Genomic DNA, 22,659 nt, shown 5'->3' on the forward strand with positions numbered 1-22,659 from the left:
GGTCTCCTTATGGGGGGTTCTCGCATCGTCGCCCGCGGCCCGTGCGAGCCGGGCCGGGCGGTGCCTGGTACAGCCGAAGGATGTATCCGCGCGCGGCCCGCAGTGATGGCGGGGCCGCGCGCGGGATGTCTGCTTACGGGTTCAGCGGTTCGCCGCAGTAGGGGCAGAAGTCGATGCCTTCCATGGTGATGGGCCGCGAGCACGCCGCGTTGGGGCAGGTGCGCGGGATGGGCCCAAGCTCCACGATCAGCTCGCCCTCGCGGACGGGCATCATCTGCTTGCTTTCGCGGTAGTCGGCGGTCTTCAGCACGCGCTTGACCATGCCGGAAACCGGGGCCAGCACCGCCTTTTCCTGCTTCATGATGGAGATGTTGAACAACTCCTCGCCCTGCTTCACCACGTCGCCGGGGTGCACGTACATCACCCACAGGTCGCCGTTGCTGGGCGCCGCCACGTGCATGGGGTTGGACGGGTCGGCCTTTTCCGAGCCCTTGCCGTCCGCCACGGCGGCCTTGGCCACCTGCACCTCGCAGCTCATGAATTCGGAATCAAGCACGTAGCGCACCACGCTCATTCCCGCCTCGTTGGGACGAGAGATGCTGAGCAGCGCCAGATGGTGCGGCTTGCCGTTGGAATCGACGAAGTTCAGGTCCTCGCCGGGGGCCACGCCCTCGAACCACACGTCCAGCGGCAGGTTGTTGGGGTTGCCGAAGCGGGCCCGCAACTGGATGGTCTTGATGGCGTCGCCGGGGTGGTTCAGGTACAGGACGAACTCTTCTTCCGTGGGCTTGCGGCGCATGATCTCGACATAGCCGCGCTCTTCCGCCGCCAGGTCCACGTCGGCCAACGAATCGAGGGGCGATGCCTCGGTGCGCGAGGCGATGGCCTTCTTCCATTCGTTGCCGAAGGCGCTTTCGTACACCCAGTCCGCCGGAAAGCCGAGGGGCAGCTTGCCGAAGCGGCCCAGCAGCAGGTTGCGGAAGGCGTCGTTGCAGTCCTGGTAGATGGACAGGCGCGCCTTGCGCATTTCCGCCGTCAGGTCGGCCTCGTCATGCCGGGCCACGTGGTCCAGCACTTCCAGCAGGTAGCGCACTTCTTCTTCGCCGCCGCGCTTGTAGGCGTTGGTCACTGCCAGGAAGGCGGTGTTCCAGGTCACCTGCGAGCCGGGCGTCACGTCGTGGTAGCGCACGATCTTGCGGGTGCCCGCCAGGAACTTGAGCATGTACGGCAGCAGGTGGATGTACCCCTGCTTCATGGCCCCTTCCTGCGACGACGAGGTGGCCCCGCCGGGCATGGCGTGCTCGACCACGTCGTGGTCGATGCCCTGGAAGTACGGCGCGCAGTAACGGTCGTAGTACGGCATGATCTGCTTGAGCACGAAGTTGCAGTCGCGGATCATGTTCTTGTTCAGGTTGGTCTTCAGGCCCAGTTCGTCCTCTATGTAGGCGGCAGTGGCCAGCACGTCGCCCTGCCCGTACGAACGCACCGAGGCGCCAAGGGCCACGTCCACGATGTGCGCGCCCGCCTTGGCGGCGGCACCCACGGACGGCACGAACAGGCCGTCGGTGTAGTGGCGGTGGTAGTGCAGCACCAGCGAGGGCCAGCGCTTGCGCAGGGCCGTGACCAGGGCGGTCATGAACCGGGGCGGGCACATGCCCGCCATGTCCTTGAGGCCCAGGATGATCATCCTGGAGGCCTGCTCGGGGCCTACCCCGGCGGTGCTGCCCACCATGCGCAGCACTTCCTCGGTGACGCCGAGGTAGTGGTCCACGTCGAAGCCCTTGGCCCACGACAGCGACAGCGCCGGTTCGAAGACCACGTCGGTGCGGTTCAGCGCAACTTCCGCGAAGGGCCGCATGTTCTCGATGTGGTTCAGGAAGTCGAAGCAGCGGATGATGTGGTGGGTATCGCACACCATTTCGCCGGTCATGCGCATGAGGTTCTTGGGCTGCGGCTTGTACCCCAGCACGTTGGTGGAGCGGATGAGAATCTGCTTCAGCGTCTTGGGCGCGAAGCGGTTCCATTCCTTCGCTTCCGAGAAGGGGTAGGTCATGTTGGCCAGAAGCGCCACGTGGAAGTGGGCGCCGCCGCCGTTCTCGATGGAGAAGAACCCGCAGTTGTCCAGGTACGGGCCGATCAGCTCGTCTTCCGCCAGGCGGAAGCGGTTGCCGCTGTTCGACTGGGTCATGTCGCGGGGGGTGGTGTCGGTGAAGTGCACGTGGCCCGCGTCGCGCAGGTAGTCCAGCAGCGCGGTGCGGTCGCCGGTGGGATACGGCGAGGGCGCGCGGCGCACGGTGCCGGGAATGTGCGGCAGCACCGGCTCGAAGCGGGGCATGCGCGGGGTTTCGCGGGTGCGGTATTCACCCAGCTGCACGTAGGGGTTGTAGCCCTTGGCCGAAACCTCGGCCACCAGCCGGGCCAGGCGCTCCGCCTCTGGGGCAAGGTCGGAGTAGCACATCAGTTCCGGGGTGTTGGCGATGAAGTTGGTATCCAGATCGCCCGCGCGGAACTTGGGGTGCTTCAGCACCTGCTTGTAGAACGGTACGGTGGTCTTGATGCCGCCGATGACGTACTCGCCAAGGCAGCGCTCCATGATGCCGAGCACCTTTTCCCAGCCCTGCCCGTAGGCGATGAGCAGGGAGCCCGCCGAGTCGTAGTTGGACGGAAACTCGTAGCCCGCGCACATGTTCGAGTCCAGGCGCACGCCGGGGCCGCCGGGCGACACGTAGCGGCTGACCAGGCCCGAGTTGGGGGCGAAATGGTTCTGCGGGTCTTCGCAGTTGATGCGCACCTGCATGGCCACGTGCTGCGGCGTGGTGTTTTCCTCGGTGAAGCGCAGCCTGGCCCCGAAGGCCACGGCGATCTGCTCTTCCACCAGGTCGATGCCGTAGCGGCATTCGGTGATGCCGTGCTCCACCTGAAGGCGGGTGTTCACCTCGATCAGGTACGGCGTGCCGTCGGCGGTGACCAGGAATTCCACGGTGCACAGCGAATGGTAGCCCACCTCGCGCACCAGCATGCGCGAGTATTCCTTCAGCCGTTCGCGCAGTTCGGGCGTGATGCCCGACCACGGCGACGGGGTGATCTCGATGAGCTTCTGGTGGTTGCGCTGCACGGTACAGTCGCGTTCGTCAAAGGCGAACACGTTGCCGTACATGTCGGCGATGACCTGGATTTCGATGTGGCGCACCGAGGGCAGGTACTTTTCGACGTACAGGCGCGGGTTGCCGAACGAGGCCTGGGCCATGGTGGACGCCTTCATGAAGGCGTCGGAAAGTTCTTCGGCCCGATGGATGGCGAAGATGCCCCGGCCGCCGCCCCCGCCTTCCGCCTTCAGCATGACCGGCAGGCCGATCTCGTCGATGATGGTGCGCGCGGTGGGAATGTCCACGGCCCCTTCGGAACCGGGAACAACGGGGATGTCCAGCTTCTTTGCCAGCTTGCGGACCTGCACCTTGTTGCCGAGCAGGTTCATGGCCTCTGCGGTGGACCCGATGAAGGTCAGCCCGGCGGCCTTGCATTTGGCGGGGAAGCGTTCGTCTTCGGAGGCGAAGCCCCATCCGGGATGGATGGCGACGATGCCGCGCTGTTTGGCCAGCGCGATGATGTGGTCGATGTCCAGATACGCTCTGGGGTCGGAACCCAGCAGCAGCAGTTCCTGCGCTGCGGAGGCGGCCGGAGAGGTCTTGTCGATGTCGGTGGCGGTCATCACGGCCACGGCATCGAAGCGTTCGCGGATGGAACGACAGATCCGGCGGGCCGGGATACCCCGGTTGGCCACCAGAATCGCCTTGCCCCTCACCTCTTCCAACACCTGCTCGAAGGTCTTGATGCCCATCTAATCCTCGGTATCCTGGCTGTCCGGCCCGCAACGGGCGACCGGAATTGACGTGCGCGCATGCGCGGGGCGCATGGAATACGGATCACGAAGGTATGGGCGTGATGCTGCCGGAGCGGAGTATGTGTTCCCTGCCCGAAATGACAATCCGCAGGCCCCCCTGCGGTTCGAGTCCAAGAATCCTGCCCGGACAGTCACCCACTTCGCCACCGTGAACCACAACCCCACGGCCTACCCAGGCAAGATGCTTTTCCGCGCACGATACGAAATCGGCCCCACCGGCGCGTAGAACTTGCGCTTCATAGCAGAAACGTGAATCTTCCACAAGATGGCGCCACAGCGTCAACGGCGTGGCGGAAATGCCAAGGCCGGCAAGGCTTGCGGCGGGCACCGCCCAACCCTGGCGCAGGGCCTGGGGCGGCGGCGCCGACACCACGTTGATGCCTATGCCCGCCAGCACCACCCCGCGCTTTTCCTCTATCAGCATGCCGCCCACCTTGGCATCGCCCAGCAACAGGTCGTTGGGCCACTTGAGCCGCACGGGCACGCCCAGCGCGTTGAAGGCCTCCGCGAACAGGCAGCCAAGGGCGATGGCCGCCGTTTCGGTGGCGAACACCCCGGCGGCGGGCAGCCGCAAGGCCGCGTAGATGTTGCCCGGCGGCGATTCCCACGGGCGGCGCAGCTGTCCGCGCCCGGCCCGTTGCGATACGGCCAGCACCGTGCCCCATTCCGGCAGGGCTCCGGCGGCGGCAAGGGCGTGGGCCACGTCCAGGCTGGAGGTGCACGGCCCGCACACGATCACCGGCGGTGCGACCGGGCCGGAAGCGGAAGCCGGGGAAGGTGCGGAGGGCTCCGGTGATGCGGCCCCGCCGGGCAGCGTCGCCAGCATGGGCACGCCGCCGAGGCGCGTCGGGGCGAAACAGGAAGGCGCGGCAAGATCGTCGCCCCAGCCGGGCAGGCCGCACAGGACTTCCGGCGGCAGCGGGTCGGCCATCCACCGGGCAGCATCTTCAGCGGGCTGGTCGGAGAATGATTGACCGGATGCCGCGCCGGATGAAGGGATGGCAGACGGCTGCGGCAGCCCTTCGTGCAACAGATGTACAACAGGGGTGCGCCACTCCGCCCGGTTGGCGGCAGCCTGCGAGGCGGCGTTGCTGCGGTGGGCCGTGCTGCCGGACATGGCACCTCTGGGCATGGCTTCTTTGGGCATGGCTTCTTTGGACATGACACCTTTGGGCATGGCTTCCCCGGGCATGGCTTTTCCGGGCATGCCGGGAATTTTCCACGGGGGGTGGGGCATTGCGAACCCGGACGCATTTCCGTCCGGGCTGAAATCGGCTAGGCTCATCCCCATGAAGACGTACCTCGTGGGCGGAGCCGTGCGCGACCTGCTGCTGGGCAGGCCGATACACGACCATGACGTGGCCTTTGAAGGTGATGCGGCGTGTTTTGTACGGCAGAACCCCGGTGCCCGCAAGGTTGGCCGCGACGTTGACGTGTACCTGCTGGACGGCGTGGAGCATATGCCCTTGCGCGGCACGCTGGATGAAGACCTGGCCGCCCGCGACTTCACCATCAATGCCCTGGCGCTGGGCGAAGCGGGCATGCTGCATGCCCATCCGCTGGCGCTGCGCGACCTTGCGGACCGCGTGCTGCGCCCGGCATCGCCCACGGCGCTGGCCGACAGCCCGGTGCGGGCCTTTCGTGCCGCGCGCTTTGCCGCGCAGTTTCCCGATTTTTCGGTGCATCCGCAAACGCTGGAACAGATGCGCGCCGTGGCGCAAGGCGGTGCGCTGGCCGACCTGCCCGCCGAGCAGGTGTGCCGCGAAACCCTGAAGGCCCTGGCCGCCCCCTGCCCCGGCCGCTACCTGAAGGTGCTGCACGCGGGCGGCTGCCTGCCGCCATGGCTCGCCGAACTGGCCGGGGCCCATGAAGTGCCCGCCGGACCCGCGCGTTACCACAGCGGGTCTGTGCTGGCTCACGTGGCGCGGGTCATGGACATGGCCGCCGCGCTGGCCGGGTATGCGTCCGGCGCCGGAGATGGCGGGCCAGCGCCCACAGGCTCCACCATGACAGATAGCACGGGCGCGCATGCCCGCCCCGCGCAGCAGCCCCCGCCTGAACTGGTGACCTGGATGGCCCTGTGCCATGACCTCGGCAAGGTGACCACGGCCACGGACGTGCTGCCCCACCACTACGGACACGAGGATCGCGGCGCGCCGCTGGCGCGTGCACTTGGCTTGCGGCTATGCATGCCCACCCGGTTCATCGAGGCGGGCGAAGCGGCGGCCCGGCTGCACATGCGCCTGGCCCGACATGCGGAACTGCGCCCCGGCACGCGGGTGGACCTGTTGCTGGCATTGCACACACGCGGGCTGCTGCCCGCCATGCGATTGCTGGTGCTGGCCGACGGCACCGGCAAGGGCATGGGGACCGGCCCGGACTGCGCGTTGCGACAGCCGGAAGGTACCGCTCCTGCCCTCGCCTTCTCACCGGACGCCGATACGGCTGCCGCTGGGGGCTGGCCTGCCGCTGCCGCCCCCGCTGACCCGCTGGCCCCGTATGATCCGCCCCACATCCCCGCAGCCTGCCTGACCCGGCTGGAAACATTGCGCCAGCGCACCGAGGCCGAGCTTGCCGTGCTGCTTGCCGTCAAGCTGCCGCCGGAGCTTTGCAACAAGGGGGCAGCCTCCGGCGCACACCTGCGTGAACTGCGCAGCATGGCCCTTGCCCGGCTGGATGAACATGCCGGCACGGCGACCGACTGAACGGGCGGGCCGTTCTGCCTGGCCAAGTCGCGCCGTCCGGACAGATTGGACCGTCCGGACAGGTTGGACCGTGCGGGCAGGCATTGCCGACCGGGTGGTCTGATCCGTTCTGGCGTCCGGGCACGCAGTGGGCTGTCGCCGTGCCCTCCCTTCTCCCCCTCCCAGAAAATGCAAAAGGCCCGGCGACATATGCCGCCGGGCCCCGTATGCGTCAGTCTGCGTCGGTTGGATGACCGCTTCGACTAGCCCTTGAAGGCCTTTTCGAAGTTGGGCACAACCTGCTTCTTGCGGCTCATCACGCCGTCGAGCCACACGGACTTGCCTTCGGCCTTCACGCCGAACGCCTTTTCGACCACGGCGGCGTCGTCCGAAACGATCAGCATTTCGGAACCTTCCTTCATGATGTCGGTCAGCAGCAGGAACACCGAGTGACGGCCTTCGCCCTTCACCTTGGTGATTTCTTCGTACAGGCCGGCCTTCACGGGCTCGAGGATGGACAGGTCCACCACTTCCAGCTGGCCGATGCCGACCTTCTTGCCGCCCATGTCGAAGTCCTTGTAGTCGCGGAAGACCAGGTCCTTCATGGACGCGCCTTCAACGGCGGACTTCACCTTGAACATTTCCATGCCCAGGGCCATCACGTCGGCCACGCCCGCGATCTTGGCAAGGGCTTCGACAGCCTTCTTGTCTTCGGGGGTGCAGGTGACGGACTTGAACATGACGGTGTCGGACAGGATGGCGCACAGCAGGCCGCCGGCGATGGCCTTGGGCACTTCGATGCCGTAGAAGTCGTACATCGCCTTGATGACGGTACAGGAGCAGCCCACCGGCCACACCCACATTTCCAGCGGGTTGGAGGTGGTCACGTCGCCCAGCTTGTGGTGGTCGACCACGCCCAGGATTTCGGCGTCGGACAGGTCGGCGGGCAGCTGCGCGCGCTCGGTGGTGTCAACCAGGATGAGCTTCTGGCCAGCCACGGAGGTCACCACTTCGGGGGCCTTCAGGCCGAACTTGCCGAGAACGAATTCGGTTTCGGGGGTGCAGGCACCCTGAGCGACGGCCTTGGCTTCAATGCCGCGCTTGGTCATCAGGTCGGCAACGCCGATGGCGGCGATGATGGAGTCGGTATCGGGGTTCATGTGACCAAGAACAAGAGCTGCCATGTCGGTTTTCCTCCGTTGCATGTGGCATTGGGGTTTGGTGCTGCGAGTAGCTCGCATGCTGCTGCGAAATTGTTTGTGCCAAATAGCACAAACATTCCCGGCTGCCAAGTACCCCCACCCCCGGCACGGTCAATTTCCGGTGACGAATTCGAATCAGATGAATGAAGCCGCCGACGCCGCCAGCAAGGCCAGCGCGAAGGCCACGTAGGCCCGGCGCAGGCGCAGCGCCAGCATGCCGCCCATGGCGCCCACGAACCACACGTGGCCCCAGGCAATGCCGGGCACGGCGGGAAGATGCCCGATATAGTTGGACATCAACTCGATAGTTCCCACAAGCACAAGCAGGCACACGCAAAACAGGCCCAGGTTCAGGGCAAACAGTTCGCCCAGCGAGCGCACCATGATGCGCCACAAGGGCGAATCGCCCTTGCCGGGGTGTTCCGCCACCCTGCCCCAGTGCAGCAGGTCGGTGTACTGCTGGTTGCGCCAGCGGCGGTGCAGGTATTCCACGTGCGCGCCGGCAAGGGCGGCGGGCAGCGTGAGCAATACGGGAATGGCCAGCTGCCCGGCGGATTCCAGGCCGAAGTGCCCGGCAACGCTCAGGGCCAGCAACAGGGAAATGATGGAATTGGGGGGAATGTAGGTGCCGGCGGGAAACAGGTCGAGCCAGAACAGCTCAAGAAAGATGGCGATGTGCATGGAAAGCCCCCACTCGCCGGTCATGACGGCCCACAGAAAGCCGATGGCGAGCGGGCGTTCCAGAAAGCCCAGGTTCAGCGAAAAGCGCAGCAGCGAAAAAACGGCAAAAAAAAAGCGATGGGCAGCGCCAGGGTGAGCACGGGCAGAAAATCCGTCATGACCATCCCTTTATCTGCACCGGTTCGTTGGGCACGCAGCGAAAGTCCAGGGCCACGGAATGGCGGTTGAAGAAGCGCAGACAGGCTTCGTCATCGTCGGAAACGGAAACATGCGCGCACAGCTGTTTCTTGCCGGGGGTGTAGTGCAGGTTGCCGATGTTCAGGGTGCTCATGCCCACGCCTGCGTCGAAGGCGCGGCGGGCGTCGGCGCACGTGGCGAAGAGCACGAGCGTGTCGTGCCCGTCGTCGGTGCGCCCGGTACAGTACTGGGCCAGGGCGTCCACCCGCAGGAAGTGCACCTCCACCCGACCGGGAATGGCCAGCGAGACGATCTGCTGTTGCAGGTCGTCCGCCGCCAGTGCGTCGTTGGCCACCAGCAGGCGTCGCGCGCCGGTATAGGGCAGCCACGCCTCGATGATCTGGCCGTGCACCAGACGGTTGTCTATGCGGAACCAGAGCATGGCCCTACCCGTTCTTGACCCGGCTGCGCAGCAGTTCGCCCGCCGCGACGATGCCCTTGGTGCCAGCGTCGCGCGCATCGCGTGAAAGGGCGGCCAAGTCGCCGTCGCGCCCGCCGAACACCTTGAGCAGCATGGGCAGGTTTACGCCGGTCAGCACTTCCACGTTGCCCTTGCCCAGCAGGGCCAGGCTGAGGTTGGTGGGGGTGCCGCCGAACATGTCGGTAAGGATCATCACCCCGCGCCCGGTATCCAGGCGCTTCACCGCCTCGTTCAGGCGCTTTACCGTTTCGTCCACTTCCAGCGAGACGTCCACGCTGATGGAGGCGCAGTCCTGCACCGGGCCAAGAATGAATTCGGCGGCACGCAGCAATGCCGCGCCGTAGTCGGCGTGGGTCACCAGAATGACGCCGATGCGCGATTCCGGGGCGGCCTGGCCGTCGTCGGGCTTGCTGCCGTTGCCCTTCGCAACGTTTCCTTGCCCCTTGCGGGACTGCCCTGCCTGATGCTGTTCTGTGGTGGACATGCTGGTGCGTCCAGGCCGTGCCTGGTGTGGTTGAAGCAAGGTGCGGGGGACGGCATGCCGTCCGGTGAAATTCCGGTTCGCCGCGCCACGGTGCCCCGTGACAATGCCGCATGGATGGCTGCAAGAATCGGATGCCGTCCGTCCTCGTCGTGCTTTGCCGGTTACGGCGGCCCTGCCGGTCACTGGCAGCGGCTGTCGGTCGCAAGCGGTGGCGACAGGCCACCGACGATGAAGGCGTATCCGTTCGTTCAGCCCAGTTCCATGTGGCGGTGCTCTATCGATACGGCATAATCAGATTTTTTCAAGGCGCGAAGCAGGGCCTCTGCCACCGAGACCGAGCGGTGCCGCCCGCCGGTACAGCCAATGGCGATGGTCAGGCGGTAGCGCCCTTCCGTCTCGTACTGAGGCAGAAGAAAATGCAAAAATTTCAGAAGGTTCGTCAGAAAGGTATCGCCATGGCCCGCTTCCAGCACGTACTTGGCCACCGGCTCGTCCAGGCCGGACAATGGGCGCAGGTCGGGCACGAAATAGGGGTTGGGCAGAAAACGCAGGTCGAAGACCAGATCCGCGTCGGCGGGCACGCCGTACTTGAACCCGAAGGTGACGATGTTGATGCGCAACGAGCGAATGCGCCCCTGGATGGAGCTCCACTTCTTCTGGATGACCCGGCGCAGGTCGTGGATGGAATAGCTGGAGGTGTCCACCACGAGGTCGGCGGTTTCGCGCACCGGCGCAAGGCGCAGGCGCTCCTGCTCCAGGGCCTGTTCCAGCCCCATGCCCTCGCTTTCCAGCGGGTGCGGGCGGCGGGTGGTGGCGTAGCGCCGGTTGAGCACGGCGGGGTTGGCCTCTATGAACACCACCGCGGGGCGCACGCCCATGCCCTGCAACCGCTCCAGGGACTTTTCCAGATTGCGCACGAAATTGCTTTCGCGCAGATCCATGCCCAGCACCAGGCCCTGGTAGTGGGACAGCGCCTCGCGATTCAGGATGGTGACCATCTGCGGGGCAAGGCTGGCGGGCAGGCCGTCCACGGTAAAGTAGCGCAGGTCTTCCAGCACGTTGAGAACCGTGCTTTTGCCCGCGCCGGACAACCCGGTGACGATGATGACGGGAAAGTCGGCGGCGGCCACCGGGCTGCCCGCATCGGCGCCCCTGCCGAGCGGCGCGTGGGCCGTGCCTTCGGGGGCATGGCCCGGGACGGGTGCCGGACCGGATCCCGGGGATGCCGGGGTTGCCCCGGATGTGCCCGGCGCACCGGGCGAATCCGCCGGGGCGAATGCTGTGTCGGGCGGCGTGGCCTTGCTTGGCATGGCTGGTTCCTCTGGCGGCGCTGCGCCGAATGCCGTTGCAGGACGCGTCAGGTGCTGCGCGTGGCGGCTACATGTAGAGGACGCGCGTTACGGCGTGACGACAGCCCACGGCGCCATCCACGGCCTGCCCGCAACGTCATTCATGGCATGCCCCCCGGACAGGCCGTGACGACCGCGGTGACCACAACGGGCACGACGGGCACTGGTCTCAGGTGGTTCGCATGATCGCCCGGAAGGCCTCGCCGTCCTGCGCCTCGATCATGGCGCGGCGAAACTGCGGATCCTTCAGCAGGCGCGAGATGTGGGCCAGAATGCGCAGGTGCATGCCCGCCACCTGTTCCGGGGCCAGCACCAGGAAAAAAAGGTGGCAGGGCTTCATGTCCAGCGCATCGAAGTCGATGCCCGGCACGCTGCGGCCCACGATCACCACGATGTCGCTGATGTTGGCCAGCTTGCCGTGGGGAATGGCCACGCCGTCGCCTATGCCGGTGGTGCCCAGCGATTCGCGGTCGTGCAGCACGCCCAGCGCAACGGCGGCATCCACTTCGGGATGCCGCCGTACCACGGCCTGCACGAGTTCCGCCAGCACCTCTTTCTTGGTGCCGGCGGAGAGCTCGGGCAGGATCAGATCATCGTGAAGATACTCCGAAAGCCTCATGTATGGCGCCTAGACGACCGGATCGATAAGACCGAAATCGCCGTTGCGACGCCGGTAGATGATGTTGACGCGTTCCACCTCGGCGTTCAGGAACACCAGGAACTCGTTGTCGCCCTGGTCGAGCTGCATGGCAGCTTCGTCCACGTGCATGGGCTTGGGGGCGAAGTGGTCGGTGCCGGTGATGGTCCGTTCCTCGCCTTCGCCCACGGTGCCGAAGGTAAACACGTCGATGCCCTTGCCCAGCTTGTCGGACTGCACGGAACGGCGGCGGTCCTTCAGCTTTTCGACCTGCTTGCGCAGCTGCGATTCCAGCTTTTCAAGCACCAGGTCGATGGTGGCGTACATGTCTTCGGACTGTTCGACGGCGGAGAAGGTAAAACCGTCGCCGGCCATCTGCACTTCCGCCTTGTGGCGGAACTTGTCGACGGAAAGGTTCACCTGCATTTCCAGGGCGGACTTGCCGACGAACCGGCCAAGCTTTTCAAGACGGCGGCGGGCGTACTTCTTCAGGTGGTCGGAGGGTTCGAAGTTCTTGAAGGTGAAGGCGATGTTCATACGCTCCTCCTGTGGTGAGAGGGGGAATGCGGCGCGCGGCCCGCACGCTGGGTGCTGCTGCCGGGTGCGCCGCCGGAGACGGATGCCGCCCTGCGCCGGTTGCGGCACGGGGCTCTTGCCGTCAGAACAGTTCCTTCCGCTTGGAAGAGGAGGGAATGTCCATGGCAGTACGATACTTCGCAACGGTCCTGCGGGCAATATTGACTTTGAGCTGATCCTTCAAAATTTCACCGATGCGCTCGTCGCTCAGCGGCTCGCGCGGGTCTTCGTCGGCAATCAGCTTCTTGATCAGCGCCTTGACGCTCTCGGAACCCACCTGGCTGCCGTCGTCCAGTTCCAGCGCGCTGTTGAAGAAGAACTTCAACTCCATGATGCCGTGCGGCGTGGCCACGTACTTGCTGGTGGTGATGCGGCTGACGGTGGATTCGTGCATGCCGATGTCGTCGGCGATGTCCTTCAGGATGAGCGGCTTCAGGCGCGAAACGCCGTCCTCGAAAAAGCCGCGCTGGTACTTCACGATGGATTCCACAACCTTGTACAGCGTGCGCTGGCGCTGGTACAGGCTCTTGATGAGCCAGGAGGCGGAACGCATCTTTTCCTGGAAATATTCGCGCTCGCCCGCAGACGCGGCCGCCGCGGCGGACCGCTCGTACATGGTGCTCAGTTGCAGGTGCGGCAGGCCGTCCTCGTTGAGCATGATGATGAAGTCGTTGTCGTACTTGTAGACGTACACGTCGGGGCTGACGAACTGCGGATCGCCGCCGCCGTAGCTGGCGCCGGGCATGGGGTCCAGGGTCTGGATGAGGTCCAGGTACTCCTTCAGGTCCTCCATGGTCAGGCGGAACTTGCGCAGCAGCGGCTTGTAGCGGCGCTTCTCCAGGTCTTCCAGGTGGTCGCGCACAAGCTCCACCAGCACCTTGTCGCGCGTGTAGCCCAGCATCTCTATCTGCACCAGCAGGCATTCCTGCGCGGTGCGCGCGGCCACCCCCACGGGGTCGAAGCGCTGCACGGCGTGCAGCACGGGGTCCACCTCGCCGGGGGTAGCGCCCGCCATTTCGGCGATGTCGTCCACCGTTGCGTGCAGGTAGCCAGACGAGGCGATGTTGCCGATGATCACCTCGCCGATGTCCTTCTGGCGCTCGGTCAGCGAGGACAGGCGCAACTGCCACATCAGGTGCCCTTCCAGCGAGGGCTTGGCGGCGTAGCGCGCCTCGAACGAGGTCATTTCCTCCGGCAGTTCCGATTCGCGCACCGTGGATTGGCGGCTGGTGCTGGCGAAGTCGCCGAGGTAATCTTCCCAGTCGGCATCGCGGGCGATCTCGCGGTCATAGGCGACATCTGCGGCGGCCTCGGCGGCTGCGTCGCGCGGATCGGCCACCTCTGCCTGGGGCCCCTCGTCCTGGGCTTCTTCCAGAAACGGGTTTTCCAGCATTTCCTGCTGCACCGTCTCGACAAGCTCCAGCCGCGAAAGCTGCAACAGCCGGATGGCCTGTTGCAGTTGCGGCGTCATCACCAATTGCTGGGTGAGCTTGAGCTGTTGCCTGAGTTCCAATGCCATGCGTGGGCAACCCCTATGACTCCGCGCCGAGGCCGAAGGCCTGGCCCGGTAATCCTGCATTCTTGCGTTGAGGCCGAAGAACATGACGACGCGATACGAGGCGCGACGACAAGCAAGAAACGGCCCACTGTGGAAATGTGTTCCCTTCCCCAAGAGGTTAGGCAAACCATGCCACAGAGGCAAGAAGTATGCAACCGCTGGCGCCCATGCGTCGCGATACTCCCGGACGCCTTACGCCCCCCTGCCCACGGCCCCGAAAAGGGGCGGTGGCAACAACGGACACGGCGCCCCCCGCAATGCGGAAGGCGCCGTGAACATGAAAGCCGAGCCGCCGGACATGGCGCATATGGCGCACATGGCGGGGCGCCCCGGACGGGCAGACACGATGTCCCGGACTACAGCGAAAAGCCCTCGCCCAGATACACGTCGCGCGCGCGAGGGTTTTCCACGATGTGCTCGGGGGTGCCTTCCAGAATCACCTCGCCCTGGTGCACCAGGTAGGCCCGGTCGCAGATGTGCAGGGTTTCTCGCACGTTGTGGTCGGAGATAAGCACCCCGATGCCCCGGTTGCGCAGGCCGGTGATGAGTTGCTGGATGTCGTCCACGGCCAGCGGGTCGATGCCCGCGAAGGGTTCGTCCAGCAGGATGAACTTGGGATCGCGGATCATGGACCGGGCAATCTCCAGCCGCCTCCGCTCGCCGCCGGAAAGATGCATGGCCACGGAATTGGCCAGGTGGGTGATGCCGAAGTCCTCCAGCAGCATGTCGCCCCGTTCCTTCTGCTGCGCCTTGGAAAGCCCGGTGTGCTCGAGAATCATCTGAAGATTCTGGCGCACGGTAAGGCGGCGAAAGATCGAGCTTTCCTGCGGCAGGTAGCTCAGCCCCACCCTCGCCCGTTCATGCAGGGGCCAGTCGGCGATGTCGCGGCCATCCAGTTCTACCCTGCCTGAAGTCGGCTTGATGATGCCGATGAGCATGTAGAATGTGGTGGTCTTGCCCGCGCCGTTGGGGCCCAGCAGACCCACGGTTTCGCCCTGGGTCACCGTCAGCGACACGCCGCGCACCACCTCGCGCTGGCCGAACTGCTTGTGCAGGTCTTCTCCGCGCAGCACCGAGCTCACTGGGCAGCCCCCCCGGTGGCGGCATCGCCCTTGGCGTCCTTGGTGTCCTTGGTGTCCTTGGGAGCGGACTTGGCATCCTTGTCGCCAAGGGGGTTCACGTCGCCGGACGAGGTGAACACCGCCTGAACCCGCTTGGTGGAGGTGCCGCGCACTTCACTGCGGTTTTCGCGGGTGTAGAAGGTGATGACGTCGCCCCTGATGCTGTTCTCGCCCTCGTGCAGCACGGGGTTGCCTTCCATGACCAGCACGGCGTTATCCACGGTGTAGGTGGCTTTTTCGCATTCGCCGGTGCGGTTTTCGCGCTTCATGCGCACCTTGCGTTCGGCCACCATGCGGTCGATCTCGCCCGCGTCCATGCCGGACATCCCCGCAGCACCGGATTGGCCAGCCGCTCCGGACGCATCCGCCCCCTGCCCCGCCCCGCCCTTGCCGGGCTTGGCCGCCTTCTTGCGCAGGTGCAGGGTAATCTTTTCGGCCCACATCTCGAAGTCGGGGCGCTGGACGTACACGTCACCCTCGAAGATAACCACCTGGCCCTTGGCGTCGTACTGCATGCGGTCGGACTTGACGGCGGTGGGCACGTCGCGGCGCACTTCCGTGGCCGACTTGGCGTCCGCCGCCATGGCGGGTGCGGAAAAGGTCAACAGCAGCGCCACGCACAGCGCGGAGCGGATGCCGGTATGTCTCATTGCCTGATCTCCTGCTTGGTTGACTTGGAAGCGCCCGCGCCCTGCTGCGCGGCCTTGGCCGTCGGGGCCTTCTGGCCTGATGCCTTCTGGCCCGATGCCTTCTGGTCGGGTGCTTTCTTTTCGGGCGACTTTTTGGCCGGGGCTTTCTGCACGGCCTTCTTCTGGGCATCGGCGCTCTGCGGGGCCGCCTTCGGGACCGCCACATTGCCCGGCACGGGCTGGCCGCCACCGTCGCCCGCACGGGGGGTAAGCAGCATGCTCACGCCTCCGCTGCCGCGCAACACGTCGCTGGTCATGTCCCATTCCAGCCGGGTGGCGTTGCCCGCAAGGCTCTGCCCCTCTATGCGCGCCCCTTCCGGAAAATACATGGTCCGGCTGGTGCCGTTGTACACCATCAGCCGGGCGAACAGATCGTGGCTGTCGTGGGTGGCGTGCACGTCGTCCCACATGCGCATCATCTGCGCCTGTTGCTGCACTTCGCCCTTCTTGGCCAGAATGCGCACCTGCCTGCCGCCGTCCATCTGGTAGACGATGTCGGGGCTATCCACGTCGATGATGTTGTTGCTCTGGCGCAACTGGGCCCAGGTGGCCTTCAGCCGCCACAGTTCGATGCCCTTTTCGCCCTGCACCAGTTCAATGCCCTTCATGGCCACGCCCACGGCCTCTTCCAGCGTGGCGGAATCTGTGGCGCCGCCCGCAATGGCCGTTTCCAGCGCCTTGCGCACCCCGGCCTGCCAGCGCCATGCGGCGGCACCGCCGACAACCAGCGCCACCAGCAGCAGAACCAACAGCGTACGGCGTCTCATGCCTGCTCCGGCCAGCTTTCCAGCATGCGATCCAGCAGCCCCTGTTCGACCAGCAGAAAGCGGATGGCCTCGCGCACGGCGCCGTGCCCGCCGTTGGCGGTGGTCACGTAGCGGGCCAGGGCCTTTACCTCGGGCTGGGCATTGGCCACGGCCATGGGCAGGCCCACCAGCTTCAGCGGGCCGAAGTCCACCCAGTCGTCGCCAAGATAGGCCACCTGCGACCATTCAAGGTTGTGCTTGCGGCGAATGGAGTCGATGCACTCCGACTTGTGCAGGAAGCCCGCGTGGTAGTCTTGGATGCCCAGGCTGCGGATGCGCGCTTCCACCGCGCCGGAGGTCAGGCCGGTGATCACCGCCACGGTGATGCCCGCGGCCTGCGCCAGCTTGATGCCCAGGCCGTCCTGCACGTTGAAGCGCTTGGTCACCCGGCCTTCGTCATCGTAGTACAGGCCGCCGTCGGTCATCACGCCGTCCACGTCCAGCACCAGCAGCGAGATGGAGCGGGCCAGGTCTTCAGCTTGCATACGGCAGGCTCCAGAGGGCGGCAAAGTCGCGCAGCAGCGGGGCCAGCCTGTCCAGCGGCCAGCTGTTGGGGCCGTCGCACAGGGCATGGTCCGGGTCGGGGTGGGTTTCCAGGAACACCCCGTCCACCCCGGCGGCCACGGCCGCGCGGGACAGCATGGGCACGAAGCGGCGGTCGCCGCCGGACGAGGTGCCCTTGCCGCCGGGCAGTTGCACGGAGTGGGTGGCGTCGAACACCACCGGCACGCCGTAGCCCTGCATGATGGGCAGCGAGCGGAAATCCACGACGAGATTGTTGTAGCCGAAGCTGGCCCCGCGCTCCGTCAAAAGGATGCGCTGGTTGCCGGTGGAGCGCAGCTTGTCCAGCGCGGGGGCCATGTCCCACGGGGCCACGAACTGCCCCTTCTTGACGTTGACCACCCTGCCCGTCTGCGCGGCGGCCAGCAGCAGGCTGGTCTGGCGGCACAGGAAGGCGGGAATCTGGAGCACGTCGGCCACTTCGGCCACGGGCTTAGCCTGATCCGGCTGGTGGATGTCGGTGACCACGGGCAGGCCGGTTTCCTGCTTGATGCGGGCCAGCCATTCCATGCCGCGCGCAAGGCCGGGGCCGCGAAAGCCGTCCAGCGAGGTGCGGTTGGCCTTGTCCCACGAACTCTTGAACACGGCGAACAGCCCGGCGGCCTCGGTCGCCTCACGCACGGCGTGGGCGGTATCCAGAGCCAGTTCCAGGCTTTCAAGGGCGCAGGGCCCGGCGAAAATGAACCGGCGCGCCCGCAGGCGCTCGTACAGGGCGTCCGGCGTCATGCCGCCAGCCGAAGCCGGGGCGGCCGGTGATTCGGGGGCCGGGGAGGTGCTGGGTGATTCGGGATGCATGGTTCTCCGTGGCGGATGAGGGCGCGGCGGACCGGCCTGCCTGACCGGATACGGCGGATGTGGCCGCATGGGGTGAGCGCGGGCGGTGCGCTTCGGAAATATGCCGGGCAACTGCTGGGCGGGCGGGCCGGAAACGTCGTGCTCCCCTGCCCCGCCGGACGCTTCTACCATCAGTCGGCACCTTTCGCCACATCGGGTTGGCGATGCTCCCCTGATGGTTGTGACGGTTGATACCGGATTGATGGTGGTTGGTGACCGCTGGATGCCGGTTGGCGCCAGTTGGTGCCGGCTGGTGCCAATTGATGCCAGTTGCTGGTGGTCGCGACGGGCGGTCCATGGTTCGCCATGGGCCGACGATTAACAATGTGACGGAATCGCGCCGCGTCAAGGGGAAGAGAGAGGAAGAGAACGCGCGACAGGCGCGGTGCAGGGGCATCACGCGGCGTGCCCGCCTTCGCCCCTCCCACAGACAGGCAACGCGCCTTCCACCGGGGAAGGCGCGTTGCATCATATCCGTGCGAGTGGGGGGGCGCGTGCCGGTGGCGCGCTACTTGCCCTTCTTGCCGCCCATGGCTTCCTTCTTGGCCGCCTTGATGAATTCGCGGAACAAGGGATGCGGGCGCATGGGGTTGGACTTGAACTCGGGGTGGAACTGGCAGCCCAGGAACCACGGATGGTCGGGCAGTTCCACGATTTCCACCAGTTCGCCGTCGGGCGAAAGGCCGCTGAACACCAGGCCCTTTTCGGCCATGGCCTCGAAGTAGGCCTTGTTGAATTCGAAGCGGTGACGGTGGCGTTCGTCCACGCGCTCGGCGCCGTAGGCGTCCCACGCCCTGGTGCCGGGCACCACCACGCAGGGGTAGGCGCCAAGGCGCAGCGTGCCGCCCTTGTCGCTGGAAGCGTCGCGGCGTTCCACGGCACCCTTGCGGAAGTCGTACCACTCGGTCATCAGGTAGATGACCTTGTTGTCGGTAAGCTCGTTGAATTCTTCGGAGTTGGCGTCGGCCAGGCCCAGCACGTTGCGGGCATATTCAATGACCGCGCACTGCATGCCAAGGCAGATGCCGAAGAAGGGAATCCTGTGCTCGCGCGCGTGGCGGATGGAGCGGATCTTGCCTTCCACGCCGCGATGCCCGAAGCCGCCCGGCACCAGGATGCCGTCGCACCCGGCCAGCTTTTCGGCCACGTTGGCCTCGGTGATCTCCTCGGAGTTCACGTAGCGCAGGTTCACCTTGACCTTGTTGGCCACGCCGCCGTGGATCAGCGCCTCGTGCAGGCTCTTGTACGCTTCCTTGAGGTCCACGTACTTGCCCACGATGCCGATGGTCACCTGCCCTTCCGGGTGCGAGCAGGTGTGGATCAGCGTCTCCCACGACTCCAGGTTGGCGTTCTTGGCGGGCAGGCGCAGCATGATGGCGATCTTCTGGTCGAAGCCTTCCTCGTAGAAGCGCAGCGGCACCTCGTAAATGTTGTCCACGTCCACCGACGAGAACACGGCGTCCTGGTCCACGTCGCAGAACAGGGCGATCTTGCGCTTGAGCTCGGCGCTGATGGCCTTTTCGCAACGGCACAGGATGATGTCGGGCTGGATGCCGATGGAGCGCAGTTCCTTGACGCTGTGCTGGGTGGGCTTTGTCTTGTGTTCGCCCGCGGCCTTCAGGTAGGGCACCAGCGTCAGGTGGACGTACAGGCAGTGGTCCTTGCCGAGGTCGCCGCGCAGCTGGCGGATGGCTTCCAGGAAGGGCAGGCCCTCGATGTCGCCCACGGTGCCGCCGATTTCGATCAGCGCCACGTCGGGCTCGTCCTCGGCAAGGCCGAGGATGGCGTTCTTGATCTCGTCGGTCACGTGCGGGATGACCTGCACGGTGCCGCCCAGGTAGTCGCCCCGGCGTTCCTTGGTGATGACGCGGTTGTAGATGGACCCCGAGGTGTAGTTGTTCTTCTGCGACAGCGACTCGCCGAGGTACCGCTCGTAATGCCCGAGGTCGAGGTCGGTTTCCGCGCCGTCATCGGTGACGTACACTTCGCCGTGCTGGAACGGATTCATCGTGCCGGGGTCGACGTTGATGTAGGGGTCGAGCTTCTGGATGGTTACCTTGAGCCCACGGGCCTTCAGCAGCGCTCCGATGGAGGCGGCGGCCAGCCCCTTGCCGAGCGAGGACAGCACGCCCCCGGTGATGAATATGAACTTGGTCTTCATGAAACTCCTGCCTGAGTGACTGGTTGCTCTCGCTCGCGGCGCGCAGGTCTTGCCGCACGCCCGTTACAGCGCTCGCCCTTCGGTTGACGCGATACGCAAAAAAACGCCATCAGGACCTTATGCCACATTTTCGGCATGAAGGTCAGCCGTTGACGTGATGTACCACTGGAACGTAATATCGACGGTCCCGGCTATCCCCAGCGCACGGCAGCATTGCCGAAGCGCCTGAAACAGCGGGCGCAGGACAGCGGAAACGGTTCGGGCACGGCCCCCGTTTCCGCGGTGTCGTTCAGGCGTCCGAAAACTTTTCCGGCCACTTTCGCGGAAACGTCCTTGACGGGCAGGCCCCATCCGGGCATGCGTCCCCACAGGTCTCAAGGACATGGGGCATGCCCCGACATGTTTCGGGACATGTCCGGCGACAACCGGACGGCGCAGCGCTGACGAGTAGCTAGTCGAGGCACATCCCCCTGTCAAGACTGTCAGGACAGACAAGAAACCCATCGAGGAGCAGCGCATGGCGCAGGTGAACACGCTGGTCATCACCGGCTACGGCACGAACTCGCACGAGGAATCGGCCCACGCGGCCCGCCTTGCCGGCGCAGACCGGGCCGATGTGGCGCATTTCGCCGACATCGTGGCCCGCAGGATCAGGATCGAGGACTACAATTTCATCGTCTTTCCCGGCGGCTTTCTGGACGGGGACGACCTGGGCGCGGCCCATGCCGCCGCACAGCGCTGGCTGCACCTTTCCGACGCCGACGGGCAGGCCCTGCTGGACCGCCTGAAGGAATTCGTGGCCCGGGGCGGCCTGGCCATCGGCATCTGCAACGGCTTTCAGCTGCTGGTAAAGCTGGGCCTGTTGCCCGCGCTGGACGGCAAGTACTTCGAGCGGCAGGTGTCGCTGGGCCACAACGATTCGGCCCGCTACGAAGACCGCTGGGTGACCCTGAAGGTGAACCCCCAGAGCCCCTGCGTGTTCACCAGGGGCATCGACACCTTGTACGTGCCCGTGCGCCACGGCGAAGGCAAGCTGGTGCCGCTGGACGACGAGGTGATGCGCCGCCTGGTGGCCGAAAACCTGGTCACCCTGCAATACGCCCACCCGGAAACCGGCGAGGTTACCATGGAATACCCGTGGAACCCCAACGGTTCGCCGCTGGGCATCGCCGGGCTGACCGACCCGTCCGGTCGCATCCTGGGCCTGATGCCCCACCCCGAAGCCTTCAACCACCCCACCAACCATCCGGGCTGGACGCGGGGCGAGCCTGCAACGCTGGGCACCGTGCTGTTCGAAAACGCGGTACGCCACCTGCGCGGCCAATAGTTCGAAACGGTCGCGGGGCGAGCCTGCAACGCTGGGCACCGTGCTGTTCGAAAACGCGGTACGCCACCTGCGCGGCCAATAGACCGAAACAGCCCGCAGGCACCGCCAGATATCCGCATGCAACGCGGGAAGGGAATGCACGCATCCCCTTCCCGCGCTTTTCTTGTGCCCGCCGGGCACCTTTTCAAGCCGGGACCGGGGCGATATAGGCAGATAGACGGGGCGGGGTGAGGGCTCGGCGCAATCCGGCCCGTACCGGTTCCGGCAGGTTCCCCGGTCCCCTTTGATTCGCTATTTCCAATTGGTCCGTCAGCCCGACAGACCCGACAATTCCAAAGGAGGCGCACGCCATGATTCGCTGCCATGCCTGCGGCGCCGACGCCTCCACCGGCTGGGTGCTCGGCTTCGTGCCTTCGCCTGACAGCCTGAAGATGGGCCTGTGCCGCCAGCACGACACCCCGGACAACCGCAAGCTGGTCAAGACGGCATGGCGCGCCCTGATGGAGCGTGAGATACGCGCCATGAACGAGCTTTCCGGCCACAAGGCGGGCGCGGTGCTGCGCTGGCGGCTGGACATCGCGTTCATCGACGGGGGTACGCTGACCCACGACTGCCTTGAATGCATCGCCACCCCGCAGGGCACCTTGCAGGTGCTGCTGCCGGACGGCGTCCTGCGCTTCTACCCCCTGCCCCAGATTCGCCGCTACGACCTGCGCCCCGTGCCCGCTCCGGCTGCGGACAAGGCGTAGTCCCGCGCGGGCACTCGGTCCATCCCGACCCCCCGCACCGATTCGCCATCGCCGGACCGTTCAACCGGGCCCCGCCCCACCGTTCAACAGTGGGCAGGTGATTCCTTACCGTTCCCCATTGCTCGCTCTGCCCCCCTGCCATTCCGTGCCCGAGTTGACAGGCCCGCCCCGCGGATGCATATGCAAGCGCTTGCAAACGCTGGCCCGTGCGGCCACCGCAACCGACAACCACGGAGACGCCATGTACGCCGACGCCGCCACCGAAGCCGCCGTGAATGCCTTCATTGCCCAATGGACCGCCGGAGAAGACGGCGCGGGCGTGCTGCCCGTGTTCGTGGCCCTGTGCGAGCACCTGCACACCCATGATGGCGCGGTGGCGGAATTCGTCAGCCGCCCCGGCGTCAGCCATTCGTTGCGCGGCACCTTTCCCGGCTGGGCCGCCCGCCCGCTGGCCGTGCTGGTGGACGTGATCGACGACGACCCCGCCGCGCGCTGGCTGTCGGTGTGCTTTCACGACGATTCCCTGACCGACCCGGAAGAGCGCGGCGACTGGATTCCCACCGGCCTCAACGGCAACGACGCCCGCTGCTTCAACCTGGAAGACGGCGACGAAGAGTTCATGCACTACGTGAAGGAACGCATTTCCGAAGCCTTCGCCCACTGCCGCGCCAACGCGTAACT

Annotated in this window: 20 protein-coding genes; 4 read left to right on the forward strand and 16 right to left on the reverse strand. The window is 65.8% G+C overall.

The genetic code is table 11. From position 1 onward, the window contains the following. Window positions 1-133: 133 nt before the first annotated feature. Together K6142_RS07110 and K6142_RS07115 are read right to left on the reverse strand one after the other, a co-directional pair. On the reverse strand, window positions 134-3,838 hold the full coding sequence (locus K6142_RS07110) for a pyruvate carboxylase (RefSeq protein ID WP_190243376.1): 3,705 nt from the start codon (window positions 3,836-3,838) through the stop codon (window positions 134-136). An 85-nt stretch (window positions 3,839-3,923) separates the two neighbouring features. Then, the gene (locus K6142_RS07115; protein WP_223290184.1) at window positions 3,924-5,018 is read right to left on the reverse strand and encodes a biotin--[acetyl-CoA-carboxylase] ligase; all 1,095 of its coding nucleotides are present in this window, start codon (window positions 5,016-5,018) and stop codon (window positions 3,924-3,926) included. A gap of 172 nt (window positions 5,019-5,190) precedes the next feature. Here K6142_RS07115 and K6142_RS07120 point away from each other — a divergent pair, with 172 nt between their 5' ends. Continuing rightward, window positions 5,191-6,606: an HD domain-containing protein gene (locus K6142_RS07120; protein WP_190243374.1), complete on the forward strand. Its 1,416-nt coding sequence runs from the start codon at window positions 5,191-5,193 to the stop codon at window positions 6,604-6,606. A gap of 242 nt (window positions 6,607-6,848) precedes the next feature. Here the strand turns inward: K6142_RS07120 and K6142_RS07125 are convergent, their stop codons facing one another. From K6142_RS07125 to K6142_RS07190, 14 genes are all read right to left on the reverse strand, one after another. Continuing rightward, the gene (locus K6142_RS07125) at window positions 6,849-7,769 is read right to left on the reverse strand and encodes a manganese-dependent inorganic pyrophosphatase (protein ID WP_190243373.1); all 921 of its coding nucleotides are present in this window, start codon (window positions 7,767-7,769) and stop codon (window positions 6,849-6,851) included. Window positions 7,770-7,922: 153 nt separating this feature from the next. Further along, window positions 7,923-8,468: a hypothetical protein gene (locus K6142_RS07130; protein WP_223290183.1), complete on the reverse strand. Its 546-nt coding sequence runs from the start codon at window positions 8,466-8,468 to the stop codon at window positions 7,923-7,925. A gap of 154 nt (window positions 8,469-8,622) precedes the next feature. Next, on the reverse strand, window positions 8,623-9,087 hold the full coding sequence (locus K6142_RS07135; RefSeq protein ID WP_190243371.1) for a PTS sugar transporter subunit IIB: 465 nt from the start codon (window positions 9,085-9,087) through the stop codon (window positions 8,623-8,625). 4 nt (window positions 9,088-9,091) lie between these two features. Continuing rightward, window positions 9,092-9,610 (reverse strand): PTS sugar transporter subunit IIA, encoded by a 519-nt coding sequence (locus K6142_RS07140; protein WP_223290182.1) that lies wholly within the window; start codon window positions 9,608-9,610, stop codon window positions 9,092-9,094. 248 nt (window positions 9,611-9,858) lie between these two features. Next, window positions 9,859-10,740 (reverse strand): RNase adapter RapZ, encoded by an 882-nt coding sequence (gene rapZ, locus K6142_RS07145; RefSeq protein ID WP_190243439.1) that lies wholly within the window; start codon window positions 10,738-10,740, stop codon window positions 9,859-9,861. A gap of 388 nt (window positions 10,741-11,128) precedes the next feature. Then, the gene (locus K6142_RS07150; protein ID WP_190243370.1) at window positions 11,129-11,578 is read right to left on the reverse strand and encodes a PTS sugar transporter subunit IIA; all 450 of its coding nucleotides are present in this window, start codon (window positions 11,576-11,578) and stop codon (window positions 11,129-11,131) included. 9 nt (window positions 11,579-11,587) lie between these two features. After that, window positions 11,588-12,133: a ribosome hibernation-promoting factor, HPF/YfiA family gene (hpf, locus tag K6142_RS07155; RefSeq protein WP_012611575.1), complete on the reverse strand. Its 546-nt coding sequence runs from the start codon at window positions 12,131-12,133 to the stop codon at window positions 11,588-11,590. Window positions 12,134-12,254: 121 nt separating this feature from the next. After that, window positions 12,255-13,691 carry an RNA polymerase factor sigma-54 gene (gene rpoN, locus K6142_RS07160; protein WP_190243369.1) on the reverse strand — a complete coding sequence of 479 codons (1,437 nt, stop codon included), beginning with the start codon at window positions 13,689-13,691 and terminating at the stop codon, window positions 12,255-12,257. 395 nt (window positions 13,692-14,086) lie between these two features. Then, complete coding sequence (gene lptB / locus K6142_RS07165; protein WP_012611577.1) at window positions 14,087-14,812, reverse strand: LPS export ABC transporter ATP-binding protein; 726 nt, start codon at window positions 14,810-14,812, stop codon at window positions 14,087-14,089. Continuing rightward, window positions 14,809-15,501, reverse strand: a complete 693-nt coding sequence (locus K6142_RS07170) for an LptA/OstA family protein (RefSeq protein WP_190243368.1) — start codon at window positions 15,499-15,501, stop codon at window positions 14,809-14,811. Before K6142_RS07170 ends, lptB begins: the two co-directional genes overlap by 4 nt. Then, a complete protein-coding gene (gene lptC, locus K6142_RS07175) occupies window positions 15,498-16,307 on the reverse strand; it encodes an LPS export ABC transporter periplasmic protein LptC (RefSeq protein WP_190243367.1) in 810 nt (269 codons plus the stop codon). Before lptC ends, K6142_RS07170 begins: the two co-directional genes overlap by 4 nt. After that, window positions 16,304-16,831: a KdsC family phosphatase gene (locus K6142_RS07180; protein WP_190243366.1), complete on the reverse strand. Its 528-nt coding sequence runs from the start codon at window positions 16,829-16,831 to the stop codon at window positions 16,304-16,306. Before K6142_RS07180 ends, lptC begins: the two co-directional genes overlap by 4 nt. Continuing rightward, the gene (gene kdsA / locus K6142_RS07185; RefSeq protein WP_190243438.1) at window positions 16,821-17,633 is read right to left on the reverse strand and encodes a 3-deoxy-8-phosphooctulonate synthase; all 813 of its coding nucleotides are present in this window, start codon (window positions 17,631-17,633) and stop codon (window positions 16,821-16,823) included. Before kdsA ends, K6142_RS07180 begins: the two co-directional genes overlap by 11 nt. A 616-nt stretch (window positions 17,634-18,249) precedes the next feature. Further along, entirely contained in the window at window positions 18,250-19,902 is a 1,653-nt protein-coding gene (locus tag K6142_RS07190) for a CTP synthase (protein ID WP_190243365.1), read from the reverse strand. Between the two features lie 517 nt (window positions 19,903-20,419). On the opposite strand from K6142_RS07190, the gene K6142_RS07195 reads away from it, so the two are divergent. The 3 genes from K6142_RS07195 to K6142_RS07205 all read left to right on the forward strand — a co-directional run bounded on the left by K6142_RS07195 (window position 20,420) and on the right by K6142_RS07205 (window position 22,657). Then, the gene (locus K6142_RS07195; RefSeq protein WP_190243364.1) at window positions 20,420-21,229 is read left to right on the forward strand and encodes a phosphoribosylformylglycinamidine synthase subunit PurQ; all 810 of its coding nucleotides are present in this window, start codon (window positions 20,420-20,422) and stop codon (window positions 21,227-21,229) included. 350 nt (window positions 21,230-21,579) lie between these two features. Then, window positions 21,580-21,978: a hypothetical protein gene (locus tag K6142_RS07200; protein WP_190243363.1), complete on the forward strand. Its 399-nt coding sequence runs from the start codon at window positions 21,580-21,582 to the stop codon at window positions 21,976-21,978. Window positions 21,979-22,219: 241 nt separating this feature from the next. Continuing rightward, a complete protein-coding gene (locus K6142_RS07205; protein WP_190243362.1) occupies window positions 22,220-22,657 on the forward strand; it encodes a hypothetical protein in 438 nt (145 codons plus the stop codon). The last annotated feature ends 2 nt before the right edge of the window (window positions 22,658-22,659 follow it).

The organism is Nitratidesulfovibrio sp. SRB-5 (assembly GCF_019931275.1).
Classification (GTDB): domain Bacteria; phylum Desulfobacterota; class Desulfovibrionia; order Desulfovibrionales; family Desulfovibrionaceae; genus Cupidesulfovibrio.